The organism is Parasphingomonas halimpatiens, assembly GCF_036663795.1.
Taxonomy (GTDB): Bacteria; Pseudomonadota; Alphaproteobacteria; order Sphingomonadales; family Sphingomonadaceae; genus Sphingomonas.
The window spans coordinates 231,339-247,484 of the sequence record NZ_JAXOJP010000005.1 but is presented as its reverse complement, the minus strand read 5'-3'; the positions used below and the strand labels follow the sequence as shown (position 1 = coordinate 247,484).

The following is a 16,146-nucleotide window of genomic DNA, read 5'->3' as shown; positions in this document are numbered from 1 at the left end:
GATCACTAGAGATTATTATTATTGGCCCAAATGCGACAGCGCTGTCGGGCTTTGCCGGTCTAAAGCCGGGCTTTCAACGCGGGCGCCTAGACGCCCATTTCCGACCCAAATTCGCTCATGTTGACGACACGCTTCTCGCGCGCGCTCAGTTCCGCCGCCGCGCCGATCGCGACCGCCATCATCCCGTCGCGCGCGGTGACCTCGACCGGACCCACGCCACGCACCGCCGCGTTGAATTTCTGATGCTCGTAAAAGGTCGAGCCGTGATGGCTGCCGGCGTTGAGCGCGGTCTCGTCGGTGTGGACGACCCGGCGCGACGCGGCCTTGGGGTTACGGAAGCCGACGCGCGGCGACAGGATGATCGCGCCTTCAGGGATCAGCACCTCGAGCCGCGCCTTGTCGCCGACCGCGGCAATCTCTTCCTGGTTCTCGGCGCCATCGGCAAACATCGACAGGTCGAGCATGGCGCGCACGCCATTGGCGAAATCGACCGTCGTGTAGCTGTTGTCGATGATGTCGGGGCGTTCACCGCCATAATTCTCGTCGAGATGGTTCACGTCCATCGCGCCCGAGCAATAGACGCGCACCGCCTCGGCCCCGACGATCAGCCGCATCAGATCGAAGAAATGGCAGCATTTCTCGACCATCGTGCCGCCGGTGTTGCGGCTGAAGCGGTTCCAGTCGCCGACCTTTTCGAGGAACGGAAAGCGATGCTCGCGGATCGACAGCATGCGCAAGCGACCGATGTCGCCGGCATGGATCTGTGCGATGAATTCGGCGGCCGGCGGCATGTAGCGATATTCCATCGCCGTCCAGAACACCTTGTCGGTCTTCGCGGCCTGCTCGACGATCCAGCGCGAATCGGCGATCGTCGTGGCCAGCGGCTTTTCGCACAGGATATGCAGGCCGGCATCGAACAGCGGCGCGAGCACCGCGCGGTGCGTGAAATTGGGTGAGGCGACGATCACCGCGTCGCACAGGCCGCTCTTCGCCAGCGCCTCGACGCTGTCGAACGCCGTCGCCGCATCGGCCCGGTCGCCGAGCGCCCCTTTGGCCCAGCCGAGCGAGGTCTGCACCGGGTCGGCGAGCGCCGTCACCACCGCGCCCGGCGTGATCGCCAGGTTGTTCAAATGTTCGACGCCCATCATGCCGGTGCCGACCAGGCCGTAACGCACTTGCTCTCCCAACCGTCTTGCCCTTATGTATGACAGCGATGTCCTATTTCTCACTTACACCCGATTCCCGCCCGCTCGGCAAGAGCGGATTGCTGGTCAGCCCCATTGCCTGGGGGATGTGGCGTTTCGGCCACGCCTCGGTTGCCGAGGGTCAAAAGCTGATCGAGGCGGCGATGGCCGCCGGCGTGACGCTGTATGATACCGCTGACATATACGGCTTCACCGGCGACGGCGGCTTTGGCGACGCCGAGACCGCGCTCGGCGCGGTGTTCAAGGCGGCACCGCAGCTGCGCGCCAAGATGGTGCTGGCGACCAAGGGCGGCATCAACCCGCCGGTGCCCTATGATTCGAGCCGCGACTATCTGATGCAGGCGCTCGACGATTCGCTGCGCCGACTCGGCGTCGAGCAGGTCGAGCTCTACCAGATCCACCGCCCCGACATTCTCGCCCACCCGCAGGAGGTGGCGCGCACGCTTGAGACGATGGTCGCCTCGGGCAAGGTCCGCGCGATCGGCGTGTCCAACTATACCGTCGCGCAGACCCGCGCGATCGCGGCGTTGCTGACGATCCCGCTGGCGAGCCACCAGCCGGAATTCTCGCCGCTGCATCTCGAGCCGATCGAGAACGGGTTGTTCGACCTGGCGATGGAACGCGATATCGCCGTGCTCGCCTGGTCGCCGCTCGGTGGCGGCCGGCTCGGCGATCCGCAGGACGAGCGCAGCCGCCGCGTCGCCGCCGCGCTCGATCTCGTCGCGCAGGAGGCGGGCGTGTCGCGCGCCGCCGCCGCCTATGCCTGGGTGATGGCGCATCCGGCCGGCGCGATCCCGATCGTCGGCACGCAGAATGTCGCGCGGATCGGCGAGATTGCGGATGTCTACAAGGTGCGCTGGACGCGCCAGTCCTGGTATGAGGTGCTGGTCGCGGCACGCGGGGAGAAACTGCCGTGAGCCATAACCCTTGCGAAATCGCCTGGTTCTCGGCGCTGTGCGACGACGATTACGAGTTTCTCGGCGTACCCGATGCCGGGCTCAAGTCGAGCTGGGAACATTGCCGCGACATCGTGGTGCAGGCCGAAAGCGGCGGATTCGACAATATCCTGCTGCCCTCGGGTTATGAGCTGGGCATCGACACCACCGCCTTCGCCGCCGCGATTGCCATCGCGACGCGGCGCATCGATCTGCTGATGGCGGTGCGCATCGGCGAGACCTGGCCGGTGCAGCTCGCCCGCCAGATCGCCACGATCGACCGGATGACCGCCGCCAATGGCAGCGGCCGCGGGCGGCTCAAGGTCAACATCATCTCGTCCGACATGCCGGGCGAAAAGCTCGCCTCGCCGGCGCGCTATGCCCGCACGGTCGAGGCGATGCACATCCTGAAGACGCTGCTCAACGGCGAGCATCTCGATCATCAGGGCGAGTTCTGGCAGCTGAACATCGCCCCGCCGCGCGTGACGACGGTGTCGGGCAAGGCGCCGCCGCTCTATTTCGGCGGCCTTTCCGAAGATGCGCGCGAGGCGGCCGCCAAGGGTTGCGACGTGTTCCTGATGTGGCCCGACCGGCAGGAGGTGATCGCCGCGATCATCGCCGACATGAAGGCACGCGCCGCGCGCCACGGCCGCACGCTGCGCTTCGGCTACCGCGCGCACATGATCGTGCGCGAGACCGAGGCCGAGGCGCGACTCTATGCCGACCGACTGCTGTCGAAGCTCGATGCCGATCAGGGCGCCGCGATCCGCGCCAAGTCGCTCGATTCGACCTCGGCCGGCGTCGCCGCGCAGGCCGCGCTGCGCGAGGGCGCGTCGGACGACGGCTATGCCGAGGCCAATTTGTGGACCGGTGTCGGCCGGGCACGCTCGGGCTGCGGCGCGGCGATCGTCGGCGACCCCGACCAGGTGCTCGCCAAGCTCGACGCCTATCGCGCCATGGGGATCGAGGCGTTCATCCTGTCGGGCTATCCGCACGCCGCCGAGGCCGACCTGTTCGCACGCCACGTGCTGCCCAAGATCGACCACGCCCCGCTGTAAAATACATTAATATACAAATACTTAACAAAATTCTCTCGTCATGCTGAACTCGTTTCAGCATCCATGCACGGTCACCAAACCGACGAGCGACGCTCCTGTGATACCTGACCGCGCATAGACCCTGAAACGAGTTGGCAATTATCCCCTTGCGACACTTAGGGGATAGTGCTAGTAAAATCGCATGGCAAACAAGGCCCCCACGCTCCGCGATTTTCAAGCGCAATTCCCGACGGAGGAAGCGTGCTTGGAGCATCTGATGCGCACCCGTTATGGTGATCGGCACGACTGCGCCGGGTGCGGTAAGAGCGCCCACTATTACCGCGTCAGCACGCGCCGCGCCTATGTGTGCGAGTATTGCGGGCATCAGGTTTACCCGACCGCTGGCACCCCGTTCGACCGCACTCGCACGTCGCTGCGGGACTGGTTCTTCGTGATGTTCCAGTTCGCCGCTTCGCGTAACGGCGTCGCCGCCAAAGAGGTCGAGCGTCAGCTTGGCGTCACCTACAAGACGGCATGGCGCATGTGCCACATGATCCGCGAATATATGGGAGATCTGGACAGCGACGATCCCTTGGGCGGCGTCGGCGAAGTGGTCGAGATCGACGAGACGCTTATCGGCGGCTCGGTGAGCGGGAAGGGCTCGGGCTACAAGGGCAACAAGACTTGCGTCGTCGGGATGCTTGAGCGCGGCGGCGAGCTAATCACTCGCGTTGCACCAGCCCGCCACAAGGCAGCGATGCACTCGCTCATCAATCAGCACGTCCTGCCGGGCACCACGCTCAACACCGACGAGTTCGGCGGCTACAAGGACATTTCGCAGAACGGCTATCAGCACGTCACCGTGAACCATGGCGCCAAGCAGTACGCGACCAAGGAAGGCGCGGGCGTCAACGCGATGGAAGGCTTCTGGGCGCAGCTAAAGCGCGGCATCAACGGCACCCACATCCACGTCAGCGGGAAGCATCTGTCGAAATATCTGGGCGAGTTTGAGTATCGCTACAACATGCGTCACGTCCCGCATCTGATGCTGGACCGGATGATGGCTTCTTTCGCACGCTAGGCTTGGTGCCCGTCGCCATGGCCGTCAGGAGGCGGTCAAAGCGGGCCTGTGTGTCGTCGGTCATATCGCTCCTTACCATAGACTCGCTCTGAAATCTCGGGAACAAGTCGGCCGGGGTAAATTGCAGTGGCGCTTCTAAAAATGCCTACTCGTTATCGGCGTTACATTGCCACTTTTGCTGTGTTGGGAATCGTAGGCGTCATCATCATCGGCGCGGCGCTATGGCCAAAAGCTCCAGACCTCCCAAGTCAAAAGCGGGTGCAGGCAGTAGAGGCCGATATTCGCGCTCACCAGCGCTATTGCCAGCCAAACTGGGCGCGGCCTGTCGCGGGGAAACCCCTTGGTCACCGCGAAGGCTGCGAAGCAACAGAGGGACAGGCTCGTTATCAAGCCGATGATTTGATCGCGACCGCTCGCGCATCGGACGCTTCGGAGGAAAGCGTTTGGCTTACCTATCGGCAATCCAGCGCAACGCTCGTTTCCGCCATCTGCGTGTACCTGGCCCTGCTTGCCGCGTTCGCTGCCGCCTTCTTCGCCGAAAGAGCGGCCTACCATACGAAGCGGACTGCGAACCTCGCGAGCGACGCGAACGTAATCACCGTTGATGAATCCAAAAAATCCTTGCGGGTCGCCAAACGCGGTAATGAACTGGCGGCCAAAAATGCCGAGCGCCAGTTGCGGCCGTACGTATTCCCTTCTCACGCCGGCTTCAAAATTGGTGCTGACGCTCTGCCGGTGGCCAGCATTACCATTAAAAACTTTGGACAGACCCCAGCCATCAACAAGAGGGGGTGGACCCATACATGGGTAGAATGCTTCCCCTTGCATGACCCCCTTCCGGCCGCGCCCGATGACCTTGATATGAGTTGCACGGTCATTGGTCCCGGCGCCACATCGGACGCCGTGCAGCCCCATGGGACCCCTCTCAACGCTTCCTCGCTTATTGAAATTGAGGAGGGTCGCGCCGCTCTCTACGTTTACGGTGCGGGCACCTACGCGGACATATTCGGGCGAACTCATTGGTACAAATTCTGCTATTTCGCTAGCGGCGAGAACAGCCTCAATCTCGGACGCCTGTCGCCCTATTCCTCGGGCAACGAAATCGACTTTGACTAAGGACGACTGTGCCACCAGCAGCATCGCAGCGATGAATATCGGCACGTTCAAACTCCTGAAACAAGCTGGCACTCACCCCGAAACCGGACCTAAATGTCCGAAGGGGATAAGTGCCAAACGAGTTCAGGGTGACGTCGGGTGGTAAGATGGGCTGTTCTTTTCTAAGATCCGGGAGGGTAGGACTAGGCTCCCGCAAGCCGGACGAACGGAAGACAAGTGCATGGCCGACAGCGACGCATCTCAACCCTTGGTCGTGGGGATCGGCGGCACGATCGGCGGGATTTCGTCGACCGAGCGCGCGCTCCGCATCGCACTCGACGCCGCCGGCCGCGAAGGCTTTCGCACCCGCCTGTTCGGCGGCGAGGACATGGCGCGACTGCCGCTTTATGATCCCAAGGCCGCCAGCCGCACCGCGCAGGAACAGGATTTCGTCGATACCGTGCGCGGCGCCTCGGCGCTGATCATCGCCTCACCGGGTTATCATGGCAGCATTTCGGGCGTGGTGAAGAACGCGCTCGACCTGCTCGAAGAGACCGCGCGCGACCCTGCCCGCCCCTATCTCGCCGATATGCCGGTCGGGCTGATCGCCACCGCCTATGGCTGGCAGGCGACCGGCTCGACGATCGCCGCATTGCGCTCGATCGTCCATGCACTGCGCGGCTGGCCGACGCCGTTCGCCGCCGCGATCAATTCGGCGGCGACCAAGTTCGACGATATGGGGGGCGCGAGCGACCCGGCAGTGGTCGAGCAATTGTGCATGGTCGGGCGCCAGGTCGCGCGCTTCGCACCGCTCGCCGCCTCGATGGCACGCAGCCCGCAGGAAGCAGATGGCTGAGCTGGATCGCCGCCACGCCTTGGGGCTGCTCGGTGCCGGACTGGCGAGCGCGCCGCTCTGGGCGCAATCGCTCGCCGCGTCGTCGGTAGACCTGCATCTGCCCGGCGGCAACGGCACCCGGCCGACCACGGACGCCTTTCCCGGCAAGAAGGGCATGATCCTGCAGCGCAGCCGCGCGCCGCTGCTCGAAACGCCGATGGCGGCGTTCGATGGCCAGGTCTTCACGCCCAACGACCGCTTCTTCGTGCGCTGGCACTATTCGGACATCCCGCTGTCGGTCGACGTCCACCGCTTCCGCCTCGCGGTGGTCGGTGCGGTCAAGCGCGACCTGTCGCTGTCGCTCGGCGACCTGCTCGCGATGCCGCGCGTCGAACTTGCCGCGGTCAATCAGTGCTCGGGCAATTCGCGCGGCCTGTTCGCCCCGCGCGTGCCCGGCGCGCAATGGGGCAATGGCGCGATGGGCAACGCCAAATGGGTCGGCGTGCGGCTGAAGGACGTGCTCGACCGCGCCGGCGTCGCGCCGGGCGCGGTGCAGGTGCGCGCCTCGGGGCTCGATCAGCCGCCGGGCGACGCGCCCGCCTTCGCCAAGTCGCTCGACATCGCGCACGCCATGGACGGTGAGGTGATGATCGCCTTCCAGATGAACGGCACGCAACTCCCGCTGCTCAACGGCTTTCCGCTGCGGCTGATCGTGCCGGGCTGGTATTCCACCTATTGGGTCAAGGCGCTGGACAAGCTCGAGCTGCTCGACAAGCCCGACAGCGGTTACTGGATGGACAAGGCCTATCGCATCCCCACCGCGCCGCGCGCCAATGTCGTGCCGGGCGCGAAGGATTTCCCGACCACGCCGATCAACAGCATGGTGCCGCGCGCCTTCTTTACCAGCATGTCCGATGGCGCGACGCTACCGGCGGACGCGCCGATCGCGCTGCGCGGCATTGCGCTGGGCGGCGATCATGGCGTCAAGGCGGTCGAGCTGTCGTCGGACGGCGGGCGCAGCTGGCATGCCGCCACACTGGGCAATGACGAGGGTCGCTACAGCTTCCGGCTGTGGCGCAAGACCATCGCCGCCCCGGCGCGTGGCAATTACACGCTGGCGGTACGCTGCACCAACAGCGCGGGCGTGACGCAGGTCTTCGACCCGATCTGGAATCCGAGCGGCTTCATGCGCAGTGCGATCGAGAGCATCGCGGTGAGCGTGGCATGATGCGGCGGATCGCGCTTCTCGCCATCGGCATCGTCGCCCTCCTGTTCGGCGGCTATTGGCTGACGCATCGTCCGCCGGCGGTCACCGAAACGACGACCAGCGTCGCGGCGGCCGGCGTCACGCTGACCTCGCAGACGCTCGCCCTGCCCGACGAGAAGATCGCCTTCGCGTCCGGCACGGAAGGTGAGTTGCTGACGGTCAATTGCACCGCCTGCCATTCGCCCGAGATGATCCTCAACCAGCCGCACCTCGCCGCCGACAAATGGCAGGCGACGATCGACAAGATGCGCAAGGCCTATCACGCGACGATCGACCCGGCCGACGATGCGAAACTGGTCGCCGCACTGACCGCCCTGCCGGCGCAGCGCGACACGGCGAAATGAGCGACGGGATCCGCTGGCTCAAGGGCTACGCCCCGGATGAGGCGCCGATCCATGTCGTCAACCGCATCGACGCCGCCGTACCGGCAAGCGTCGCCTGGACCCGGCTGATCCACGCCGCGGGCTGGCCGGCAATCTATGCCAATGCGCAGGACGTGAAGATCGAGGGCGGCGGCGCCGAACTGTTCGACGGCGCACGTTTCACGTGGAAAACCTTCGGCGTGGCGCTCAAGTCGCGCGTACTCGAGTTCGAACCCGACAGCCGCATCGCCTGGCTCGCCACCGGCATCGGCGTGAAGGCCTATCATGCCTGGCTGATAACCCCGACGCCGACCGGCTGCACGATCCTGACCGAGGAAACGCAATACGGCCTCGTCGCCCGCGCCGGCCGGCTGCTCTTTCCGACGCGGATGGAAGCGTGGCACCAGAAATGGCTCGAGGCGCTGGCGGCCTGACGCGAGAAGAAGAAGATTTGTTCGCGCGGAGGCGCGGAGGGGTCGCGCCCCTGGCAGCGACATCGCGCAGCAAAGAAGGCAACCAACGCTGCCACCTTGCAAGAGATTTGCGGCGGCGCATAACGGGCGCGCCAAGCGCACCATCTCCGCGCCTCCGCGCCTCCGCGCGAACCAAATTTCTTACGCCGGCCGGATGCGACCCGGCCGGATTGGCCTTCACACGAACAGCGAACCGCCCCCATTCACCGCGTCGGCACAGGCTCCGCGCCCGAATAATCGTAGAAGCCGCGGCCGGTCTTGCGGCCGTACCAGCCGGCCTCGACATATTTGACCAGCACGGGCGCGGGACGGAACTTGGGGTCGCCGGTACCCTCGAACAGCACGCGGGTGATTTCGAGGCAGGTGTCGAGACCGATGAAATCGGCCAGCGTGAGCGGGCCCATCGGGTGGTTGAGGCCGAGCTGGCAGGCGAGGTCGATGTCACGGATCGTCGCCACGCCCTCGCCGAGCGCGAAGCAGGCCTCGTTGATCATCGGCATCAGCACGCGGTTGACGATGAAACCGGGCGCATCATTGGCGTGCACCACCTGCTTGCCGAGCGTCACGGCATAATCCTCGACGATCCTGACCGTCGCGTCGCTGGTGGCGAGGCCGCGGATCAGTTCGATCAGGCCCATCACCGGCACCGGATTGAAGAAGTGCACGCCGGTGAAACGCGCGGCATCGGGCGCCGCCTGGGCGAGCCGCGTGATCGGGATCGACGAGGTGTTCGAGGCGAGCACCGCGTCGGGGCCGAGCACCTTGCCGACATTGGCGAAGATCGCGCGCTTGATCTCCTCGCGCTCGGTCGCCGCCTCGATGACGAGAAAGCACGGCGCCATCGCCTCGACGCCGGCGACCGGCTCGATCAGCGCGAGCGTGGTGTCGCGCGCGTCGGCGGTGATCTTTTCCTTGGTGACGAGCCGGTCGAGCGCCCTGGCGATCCCCGCCTTGCCGGCCTCGGCGCGCGCAAAGTCGACGTCGGAAAGCAGCACCTTGTACCCCGCCTGCGCCGAAACCTGCGCAATCCCCGCGCCCATCTGTCCCGCGCCGATGACGCCTACCGTCTGCATGTCGCTTCGCTCCGAATGGCTGATCTTGCGCGGCTCCTATCGCCTTGGGAACGGGCAGGCTAGAAGTGAAACCATGCCGATGCTGCCATTCCTTTTGCTCGCCGTTACGGCGACCGCGCCGCATCCGGGCAAGATCGAGACCTTCGGCAAATGGGAGGTGGCCTGCGACAATCTCCGTCGGTGTGAAATGACCGCGCTGCACCCGGATACCGGTCCGGGCAAGGCGGTCGACGAAGATGCGCCCGCCGAGCAAGCCGACTGTTCGATCGTGCGCGAGCCGGGGCCGACAGGGGGTTTCACCGTCGATGTGAGTGCTTCCCAGCAACGTGGCCGCAACGCGCATATCGTCATCGACGGTACAACGTTTGGCGGCGGCGTGACCGAGCGCGACGATCTGACCCTGCGCGGCGACGCGGCGCGTCGTATCGTAGCCGCAATGGCGACGGGCGAACATATGACGCTTCTGGGGGGCGGCAATGCCAAGCCCAGCCATGTTTCGCTCGACGGCAGCGCTGCAGCACTGCGCTTCATCGATGCCGAGCAAGGCCGCGCCGGGACGGTGACCGCCGTGATGGCCAAAGGTGAGAGGCTGGCCAGCACGGTGCCTCCTGCCGCCGTTCTACCTCATATCACCGCGGTTCGCGCCGGCGGTGTCGCCGCTCCGGTAACCCCGGCATTGATCCGCACGATCCGTGCGCTGTCGAAAAATGAAGCCTGCGACATCTCGATCAACGAACCGATCACCGGGGTGGCGATCGGCGGCGGCGCCACCTTGGTGCTGCTGCCGTGCGAAGCGGGGGCGTATAATGTCATAACAATCCCCTTCGTGGTCGTCGCTGGCAAGCCGGCGCTCGCCATCTTCGATTGGCCGGCGGAAAACGACAATTCGGACAGCGGCGATAGCGTGCCGGGACTGTCCAATGCGGGTTGGGATCCGGAAACCGCCACTTTGTTCAGCCAAACAAAAGGGCGCGGCTTCGGCGACTGTGGCGACAGCGAGAGCTATGTCTGGGATGGTCGTTCCTTCCGGCTCGTTGACCAGGAACGCATGGACATATGTGCCAACCAGGTGAACTGGCTGACAGTATGGCGAGCGGTAGTGGATCGGCGTTAGGACGCGAATGGCCTACCGCCTGGCTTCGAGCTGGGTGAAGCTGACGGTGCCGATCGGATAATCGGCCCAGTCGCGATAGTCGAAATGCCACCATTCGCTGTAGTTGACCGTAAAGCCCTCGCTTTCCATCGCGTCGCGCAACAGGTCACGGTGCGCGCGTTCCGCAGCGGTGCCGCCGACGAAATCGGGCGCGGCGCGCACCGACATCTCGTCATAGCGGCTGGGCATTGGAACGATGGCGCCGGTGCGCAGATCGTACAGCCCCAGATCGACGGCACAGCCGCGATTGTGCCGCGACCCCTTGGCCGGATCGGCGACGAAGGCATGCTTCTCGGGCGGGACGACGTCCCAGAACAGCTTGGTGGCGAACCACGGCCGGTAGGCATCGTAGATGATCAGCCCGAAGCCGCGCCGCGCCAGTCGGGCTGCCACGAGTGCCAGCGCCTGCGCGGCGGGGCGCTGGAGATAGGCGCCGGGGCGCTCGTAGATCGGCTGGCCGGTGAAGTTGTTGGCGGTGGCATAACGGGTGTCGATCCGGACATGCGGCACCAGGCCGCCGAGCGGGACCAGGTCGCTGGCGCGGCGTATCGCGGGCTCGACCGGCGGGCGCGCGGCGAGCGCCGCGGCGCGCAATGCAGCGCCGTCGTGGCGGACGACCGCGCGTATCGCCGCCTCGGTTTCCGCGCCGAAATCGTGCCGGGGGAAGGTACGACCATCGACGATGATGCTGTCGGGGGCGATGATGACGATGCTGGCGCCGGCGCGGTAACGATGCCGCCCCGCCGCGATCAGGCGAACCTGCGGGGCGCCGGTCCGCGCGAGGTACAATGCCCCGCCGCGTTCGAGGATCATCGCGTCGCCCTCGGCCGCACCATAGCTTCCGACGAGTGTCAGGTCAGGGGCGTGGCGCGGCGACGCCATGACCGGAGTTCCGGCCAGCGCCATCAGGATCGTCGCAACCAGGGCTCGCATCGTGCGCCTACATGCGGTGTCGCAGCAGGACGGGCAACCCGTCAGATATCAGGGCGCGGGGCGCGGCGCCTGCGCCTCGGCGAGGATCAGCGCGAACTGATCGGCCGCGTCGGTCCATTCGGCGATCGGCGTCCAGCCGCCGGCGCGGAGTAGGATACGCGCGTCGCGCGGGCCGTATTTGTGGCTGTTCTCGGTGTGGATCGTCTCGCCCGCCGCGATCGTGAACGGGCGGCCCTCGACGGTGAAGGACACATCCTCGGACGCTTCGAGGTGCATCTCGATACGGCTGCGCTCGTCGTTCCAGCGCGCGACGTGGCGGAACTTGTCGAGCGGGATCGTGCCGTCGAGCTCGCGGTTGATGCGTTCGAGCAGGTTCAGGTTGAACGCTGCGGTCACGCCCTGCGCATCGTCATAGGCGCGCACCAGAGTCTGTTCGTCCTTCACCCGGTCCATGCCGATCAACAGCATCGCGCCCTCGCCGAGCGACTCGCGCATCGCGCGCAGCAGGTCGGTCGAGGCGAGCGGGATCATGTTGCCGATCGTCGAGCCGGGAAAGAAACCGAGCTTGGGCAAGGCAGCGACCTGCGGCGGCAGCGTCAACCGGTGCATGAAATCGCCTTCGAGCGGCAGCACCGGCAGGCCGGGAAAGGCCGCCGCGATGCCCGCCGACGAGGCGCGCAGAAAGTCGCCCGAAATGTCGATCGGCACATAGGCCGACGGGTTCAGCGCGCCGAGCACGATCGGCGTCTTGGTCGACGAGCCCGAGCCGAACTCGACCACCGCGCGGCCCGCGCCGGCAAGCGCGGCGACCTCGGCGATGCGATCGCGCAGGATGCCCATCTCGGTGCGGGTCGGATAATATTCGGGCAGGTCGGTGATCGCCTCGAACAGTTCCGAACCGCGCCGGTCGTAGAACCAGCGCGCCGGGATCGCGCGCGGGCGCGTCGCCAGGCCGTTGAGCACATCCGCGCGGAACGCCGGGTCTGCCAGGGTGACGTCGCCGTCTTCGACTTCGCGCTTCAACATCCTAGAGATCCCTTGCCAGCCGCACGCCGGTGAACTGCCAGCGCTGGTGCGGGTAAAAGAAGTTGCGGTAGCTGGCGCGGCTATGGCCACGCGGCGTGGCGCAGGAGCTGCCGCGCAGCACGCACTGCCCGCTCATGAACTTGCCATTATATTCGCCGACCGCGCCTTCCGCCGCGCGGAAGCCGGGATAGGGACGATAGGCGCTGCCGGTCCATTCCCACACATCGCCGAAGAAGCCGTGACCTTCGGTCGCGGGGCGCGGCTCGACCGGGCCGGCGGCATCGAGCTGGTTGCCGCCGGCGGGATCGAACGGTGCGGCGGCGACTTCCCATTCGGCCTCGGTCGGCAGCCGCGCGCCGGCCCAGGCGGCATAGGCATCGGCCTCGTAGAAGCTGATATGCGTCACCGGCGCGGCGGGATCGATCGCGCGGCGCCCGTCGAGCCCGAAGCGCGTCCAGCCGCCATCACGCTGCTCCCAATAAAGCGGCGCGGCGATGGCATTGCCCTTGACCCATGCCCAGCCGTCCGACAGCCAGTGGCGCGGATCGGCATAACCGCCATCGGCGATGAAGGCGGCCCATTCGCCGTTGGTGACGGTACGATCCGCCAGCGCATGCGGCGCAAGCAGCGCCCGGTGACGCGGCGTCTCGCAATCGAAGGCGAAGCCGGCGCCGGCATGCCCGATCTCGACCACGCCGCCGGGATGATCGAGCCAACCGAGCCGGCCCGGCATCGCCACCGGCACCTTGGCGCCACCCGTCCACACCGCCGGCTCGACCGGATTTTGCGCCATCAAGTGGAGCAGGTCGGTGAGCAGCAATTCCTGATGCTGCTGCTCGTGATGGCAGCCCAAAGTCACGAGATCGCGCACCGCAGCAGGCAAGTCGTCGAGCGCGGCGATCAGCGCGGCGTCGACATGACGGCGATAGGCCAAGACCTCGGCAAGCGAGGGCCGGGTGATCATACCGCGCCGGTCGCGCGCATGGCGGCTGCCCTCGGCCTCGTAATAGCTGTTGAACAGGAAGGGGAAGCGGTCGTCGAACAGATTATAGCCGGGCACGCCGTCGCGCAGCACGAAGGTCTCGAAGAACCAGCTGGTGTGCGCGAGGTGCCATTTCGCCGGCGAGGCATCGGGCATCGACTGGACGCTGGCATCGGCGTCGCTGAGCGGCGCGACCAGCGCCTCGCTCAACCCGCGCACGCGCGCATAAAGCGTCGCAAGATCGGCGTCAGCGCGCCGCGGAGAAAGCGATGTTCGCATTATGTTCGCCTTTTCCCAGAACCGATCGCATTTTGCAACCGGGTGATGGTCAGCGTGTTGCGCCCGGTCGCCACAGAACGTCGCCAGCGTCGTTCTGGTTCAATATTCGCGCGGCAACGAACAGATAATCCGACAGACGGTTGAGATACGCGACACAATCGGCACTGATCGGTACCGTGCCCGCAGCGCGAATTGCGCTGCGCTCGGCGCGGCGGACGGTGGCGCGCGCCACGTGCATCGCCGCCGCGGCGCGGCTGCCGCCGGGCAGGATGAAGCTGGTCAGCGGGGAGAGTTGTTCGTTTAACGAATCGATTTCCTGCTCGAGCCGCGCGACCTGGCCGGGCAGGATGCGCAACGCCTCGCCAGGTGTCGCCTCCGGCGTGGCGAGATCGGCGCCGAGATCGAACAGGTCGTTCTGAATGCGCTCGAGCAGGGTGATCAGCCAGAAGGCGGAACTGGTCGCGCCGAGCGCGGCGCCGCGAATCTCGGCGATTGCCACGCCGATCGCGCTGTTGGCCTCATCGACATCGCCGATCGCGCCGATCAGCGCGGTACTCTTGAGCACGCGCGACCCGTCGACCAGCCCCGTCGTGCCGTCGTCGCCGGTGCGGGTGTAGATCTTGTTGAGCTTGACCAGGACAGCCTCAGCGCTTGCCGGCGAGGAAGAACAGGATGACGACCAGAACGACGGTGATCGCCTGGAACAGGATGCGGCCCTGCATCATCTTGTTCGACTTTAGCGCCGCCGCGCTCGGACCCTTGCCCTGCTCGCCATGCACTTCCGCGGTCGAGTTCGCGAGGAACGCGACGATGCCGCGCACGAGGAAGGTGACCGTGGCGATCATCGCCGCGATGATGAGAATGATGACGAGAGTATTCATGGCGACAATCTAGTCCTCCACCAGCGAAAAGCCAATGGGCGGACGGCCGCTGCGCAGCATGCCCGTTAGGGCTGTGCCGTCCTGGCCGGTGGCGCGCAGATCGGCCAGCGTCGGCGCGCGATCGCGCTTGGCGAGACGGCGCCCGTCGGGGCCGCCGATCAGCGCGTGGTGGCGATAGACCGGGGTCGGCAGGGCAAGCAACGCCTGGAGCAGGCGGTGGACATGCGTCGCGGCGAACAGGTCGCGGCCGCGCACGACATGGCTCACGCCCTGCGCGGCATCGTCGACGGTGACGGCGAGGTGATAGCTGGCCGGCGCATCCTTGCGCGCGAGGATCACGTCGCCGTGCATCGCCGGCGTCGCGGCGATCGTCCCGGCCAGCTCGTCATCCCATGCCAGCGGGCCGGCACGGGCGATCGCCGCCGCCATGTCGAGTCGCCAGGCATGTTGCTCGCCGGCCAGCCGCCGCGACCGTTCTTCATTGGGCAGATGGCGGCAAGTGCCGGGATAGATCGGCCCGGCATCGCCATGCGGCGCCGACAGGCTCGCGGCGATTTCGGCGCGGGTGCAGAAGCAGGGATAGAGCAGCCCGAGCGCCTTGAGCCGATCGAGCGCGACCTCGTAGAAAGGGAGACGCTGCGACTGCCGCAGCACCGGCCCGTCCCAGTCCAGCCCGAGCCAGTGCAGATCCTGCTCGATCGCCGCGACGAAGCTTTCGCGGCTGCGTGTCCCGTCGATATCCTCGATCCGCAGCAGGAAGCGCCCGGCGCTCCCTCGCGCGCGATCATGCGCCTGGATCGCCGACCAGGCGTGGCCGAGATGCAACAGGCCCGTCGGGCTCGGTGCGAATCGCGTGACAATTTCGCTCAAACCGGCCCTTGACCGCGAGTCGCGCGCTGTGCTGTCATCATGGCGTCATCCTGATCGGGTTGTAGCCGTTCAGAACGCAAAGGGGGAGCCTCGTGTATCATCCCGATCTGATCCGCCATCCCGACGGTTGCCCGGCGTTGGTGCTCAACGCCGATTACACCCCGCTGAGTTATTATCCGTTGTCGGTCTGGCCGTGGCAGACCGCCGTCAAGGCGGTCTTTTTGGATCGGGTCGACATCGTCGCGCATTATGAGCGCGAGGTGCGCAGCCCGACGCACAGCCTCAAACTGCCCTCGGTGATCGCGCTGAAATCCTATGTCCGGCCGAGCGCCTTCCCGGCCTTCACGCGCTTCAACCTGTTCCTGCGCGACAAGTTCGCGTGCCAATATTGCGGTTGCGGTCGCGACCTGACCTTCGACCATGTCGTGCCGCGCGCGCAGGGCGGGCGGACGACCTGGGAGAATGTCGTCACCGCCTGCGCGCCGTGCAACCTCAAGAAGGGCGGGCGGACGCCGAAACAGGCCGGCATGCCGCTGCACATCGCCGCGATCCGACCGACCAACTGGCATCTGCAGGAACATGGCCGGCGCTTCCCGCCCAATTTCCTCCACGATACCTGGCACGACTGGCTTTATTGGGATGTCGAGCTGGAAGCCTGA

18 protein-coding genes are annotated in these 16,146 nt (G+C 66.0%); 10 read left to right on the top strand and 8 right to left on the bottom strand.

Going from position 1 to position 16,146, the window contains the following annotated elements:
* Window positions 1-86: 86 nt before the first annotated feature.
* A complete protein-coding gene (locus U1839_RS08020) occupies window positions 87-1,175 on the bottom strand; it encodes a Gfo/Idh/MocA family protein (protein WP_332803126.1) in 1,089 nt (362 codons plus the stop codon).
* A gap of 38 nt (window positions 1,176-1,213) precedes the next feature.
* On the opposite strand from U1839_RS08020, the gene U1839_RS08015 reads away from it, so the two are divergent.
* The 8 genes from U1839_RS08015 (at window position 1,214) to U1839_RS07980 (ending at window position 8,251) form a co-directional block, all read left to right on the top strand.
* Window positions 1,214-2,122: an aldo/keto reductase gene (locus tag U1839_RS08015; protein WP_332803153.1), complete on the top strand. Its 909-nt coding sequence runs from the start codon at window positions 1,214-1,216 to the stop codon at window positions 2,120-2,122.
* Window positions 2,119-3,198, top strand: coding sequence for an LLM class flavin-dependent oxidoreductase (locus U1839_RS08010; RefSeq protein WP_332803125.1), 1,080 nt, complete (start codon window positions 2,119-2,121; stop codon window positions 3,196-3,198). The genes U1839_RS08015 and U1839_RS08010 overlap by 4 nt, the downstream gene beginning before the upstream one ends.
* Before the next feature lie 181 nt (window positions 3,199-3,379).
* Complete coding sequence (locus U1839_RS08005) at window positions 3,380-4,258, top strand: IS1595 family transposase (protein ID WP_332803124.1); 879 nt, start codon at window positions 3,380-3,382, stop codon at window positions 4,256-4,258.
* Between the two features lie 180 nt (window positions 4,259-4,438).
* The gene (locus U1839_RS08000) at window positions 4,439-5,374 is read left to right on the top strand and encodes a hypothetical protein (RefSeq protein WP_332803123.1); all 936 of its coding nucleotides are present in this window, start codon (window positions 4,439-4,441) and stop codon (window positions 5,372-5,374) included.
* Between the two features lie 220 nt (window positions 5,375-5,594).
* Window positions 5,595-6,209 (top strand): NADPH-dependent FMN reductase, encoded by a 615-nt coding sequence (locus tag U1839_RS07995; protein ID WP_332803122.1) that lies wholly within the window; start codon window positions 5,595-5,597, stop codon window positions 6,207-6,209.
* Entirely contained in the window at window positions 6,202-7,416 is a 1,215-nt protein-coding gene (locus tag U1839_RS07990) for a molybdopterin-dependent oxidoreductase (RefSeq protein WP_332803121.1), read from the top strand. Before U1839_RS07995 ends, U1839_RS07990 begins: the two co-directional genes overlap by 8 nt.
* A complete protein-coding gene (locus U1839_RS07985; protein ID WP_332803120.1) occupies window positions 7,413-7,799 on the top strand; it encodes a cytochrome C nitrite reductase in 387 nt (128 codons plus the stop codon). The genes U1839_RS07990 and U1839_RS07985 overlap by 4 nt, the downstream gene beginning before the upstream one ends.
* Complete coding sequence (locus U1839_RS07980; RefSeq protein WP_332803119.1) at window positions 7,796-8,251, top strand: SRPBCC family protein; 456 nt, start codon at window positions 7,796-7,798, stop codon at window positions 8,249-8,251. The genes U1839_RS07985 and U1839_RS07980 overlap by 4 nt, the downstream gene beginning before the upstream one ends.
* A gap of 242 nt (window positions 8,252-8,493) precedes the next feature.
* On the opposite strand, the gene U1839_RS07975 is transcribed toward U1839_RS07980, so the two are convergent.
* On the bottom strand, window positions 8,494-9,363 hold the full coding sequence (locus U1839_RS07975; RefSeq protein WP_332803118.1) for a 3-hydroxyacyl-CoA dehydrogenase NAD-binding domain-containing protein: 870 nt from the start codon (window positions 9,361-9,363) through the stop codon (window positions 8,494-8,496).
* A gap of 25 nt (window positions 9,364-9,388) precedes the next feature.
* Between U1839_RS07975 and U1839_RS07970 the strand changes: the two genes are divergently transcribed.
* Window positions 9,389-10,477 carry a DUF1176 domain-containing protein gene (locus tag U1839_RS07970; protein ID WP_332803117.1) on the top strand — a complete coding sequence of 363 codons (1,089 nt, stop codon included), beginning with the start codon at window positions 9,389-9,391 and terminating at the stop codon, window positions 10,475-10,477.
* Window positions 10,478-10,489: 12 nt separating this feature from the next.
* Here U1839_RS07970 and U1839_RS07965 read toward each other — a convergent pair whose 3' ends face one another.
* The 6 genes from U1839_RS07965 to gluQRS are packed head-to-tail and all read right to left on the bottom strand — an operon-like array spanning window position 10,490 to window position 15,487.
* Window positions 10,490-11,449 (bottom strand): M15 family metallopeptidase, encoded by a 960-nt coding sequence (locus U1839_RS07965; protein WP_332803116.1) that lies wholly within the window; start codon window positions 11,447-11,449, stop codon window positions 10,490-10,492.
* 48 nt (window positions 11,450-11,497) lie between these two features.
* Window positions 11,498-12,475 (bottom strand): L-histidine N(alpha)-methyltransferase, encoded by a 978-nt coding sequence (egtD, locus tag U1839_RS07960; protein ID WP_332803115.1) that lies wholly within the window; start codon window positions 12,473-12,475, stop codon window positions 11,498-11,500.
* A gap of 1 nt (window position 12,476) precedes the next feature.
* Window positions 12,477-13,736: an ergothioneine biosynthesis protein EgtB gene (egtB, locus tag U1839_RS07955; protein ID WP_332803114.1), complete on the bottom strand. Its 1,260-nt coding sequence runs from the start codon at window positions 13,734-13,736 to the stop codon at window positions 12,477-12,479.
* Window positions 13,737-13,785: 49 nt separating this feature from the next.
* Window positions 13,786-14,373, bottom strand: a complete 588-nt coding sequence (locus tag U1839_RS07950) for a cob(I)yrinic acid a,c-diamide adenosyltransferase (RefSeq protein WP_332803152.1) — start codon at window positions 14,371-14,373, stop codon at window positions 13,786-13,788.
* A 7-nt stretch (window positions 14,374-14,380) separates the two neighbouring features.
* A complete protein-coding gene (locus U1839_RS07945) occupies window positions 14,381-14,617 on the bottom strand; it encodes a twin transmembrane helix small protein (RefSeq protein WP_332803113.1) in 237 nt (78 codons plus the stop codon).
* A gap of 9 nt (window positions 14,618-14,626) precedes the next feature.
* The gene (gluQRS, locus tag U1839_RS07940; protein WP_332803112.1) at window positions 14,627-15,487 is read right to left on the bottom strand and encodes a tRNA glutamyl-Q(34) synthetase GluQRS; all 861 of its coding nucleotides are present in this window, start codon (window positions 15,485-15,487) and stop codon (window positions 14,627-14,629) included.
* Window positions 15,488-15,579: 92 nt separating this feature from the next.
* On the opposite strand from gluQRS, the gene U1839_RS07935 reads away from it, so the two are divergent.
* Entirely contained in the window at window positions 15,580-16,146 is a 567-nt protein-coding gene (locus U1839_RS07935; RefSeq protein ID WP_281126180.1) for an HNH endonuclease, read from the top strand.

Coding starts and splice junctions, on each gene's coding strand:
- U1839_RS08015 (WP_332803153.1), top strand. CDS start 1,214: ATGTCCTATTTCTCACTTACACCCGATTCCCGCCCGCTCGGCAAGAGC.
- U1839_RS08005 (WP_332803124.1), top strand. CDS start 3,380: ATGGCAAACAAGGCCCCCACGCTCCGCGATTTTCAAGCGCAATTCCCG.
- U1839_RS07995 (WP_332803122.1), top strand. CDS start 5,595: ATGGCCGACAGCGACGCATCTCAACCCTTGGTCGTGGGGATCGGCGGC.
- U1839_RS07990 (WP_332803121.1), top strand. CDS start 6,202: ATGGCTGAGCTGGATCGCCGCCACGCCTTGGGGCTGCTCGGTGCCGGA.
- U1839_RS07985 (WP_332803120.1), top strand. CDS start 7,413: ATGATGCGGCGGATCGCGCTTCTCGCCATCGGCATCGTCGCCCTCCTG.
- U1839_RS07980 (WP_332803119.1), top strand. CDS start 7,796: ATGAGCGACGGGATCCGCTGGCTCAAGGGCTACGCCCCGGATGAGGCG.
- U1839_RS07975 (WP_332803118.1), bottom strand. CDS start 9,363: ATGCAGACGGTAGGCGTCATCGGCGCGGGACAGATGGGCGCGGGGATT.
- U1839_RS07965 (WP_332803116.1), bottom strand. CDS start 11,449: ATGCGAGCCCTGGTTGCGACGATCCTGATGGCGCTGGCCGGAACTCCG.
- egtD (WP_332803115.1), bottom strand. CDS start 12,475: ATGTTGAAGCGCGAAGTCGAAGACGGCGACGTCACCCTGGCAGACCCG.
- egtB (WP_332803114.1), bottom strand. CDS start 13,736: ATGCGAACATCGCTTTCTCCGCGGCGCGCTGACGCCGATCTTGCGACG.
- U1839_RS07945 (WP_332803113.1), bottom strand. CDS start 14,617: ATGAATACTCTCGTCATCATTCTCATCATCGCGGCGATGATCGCCACG.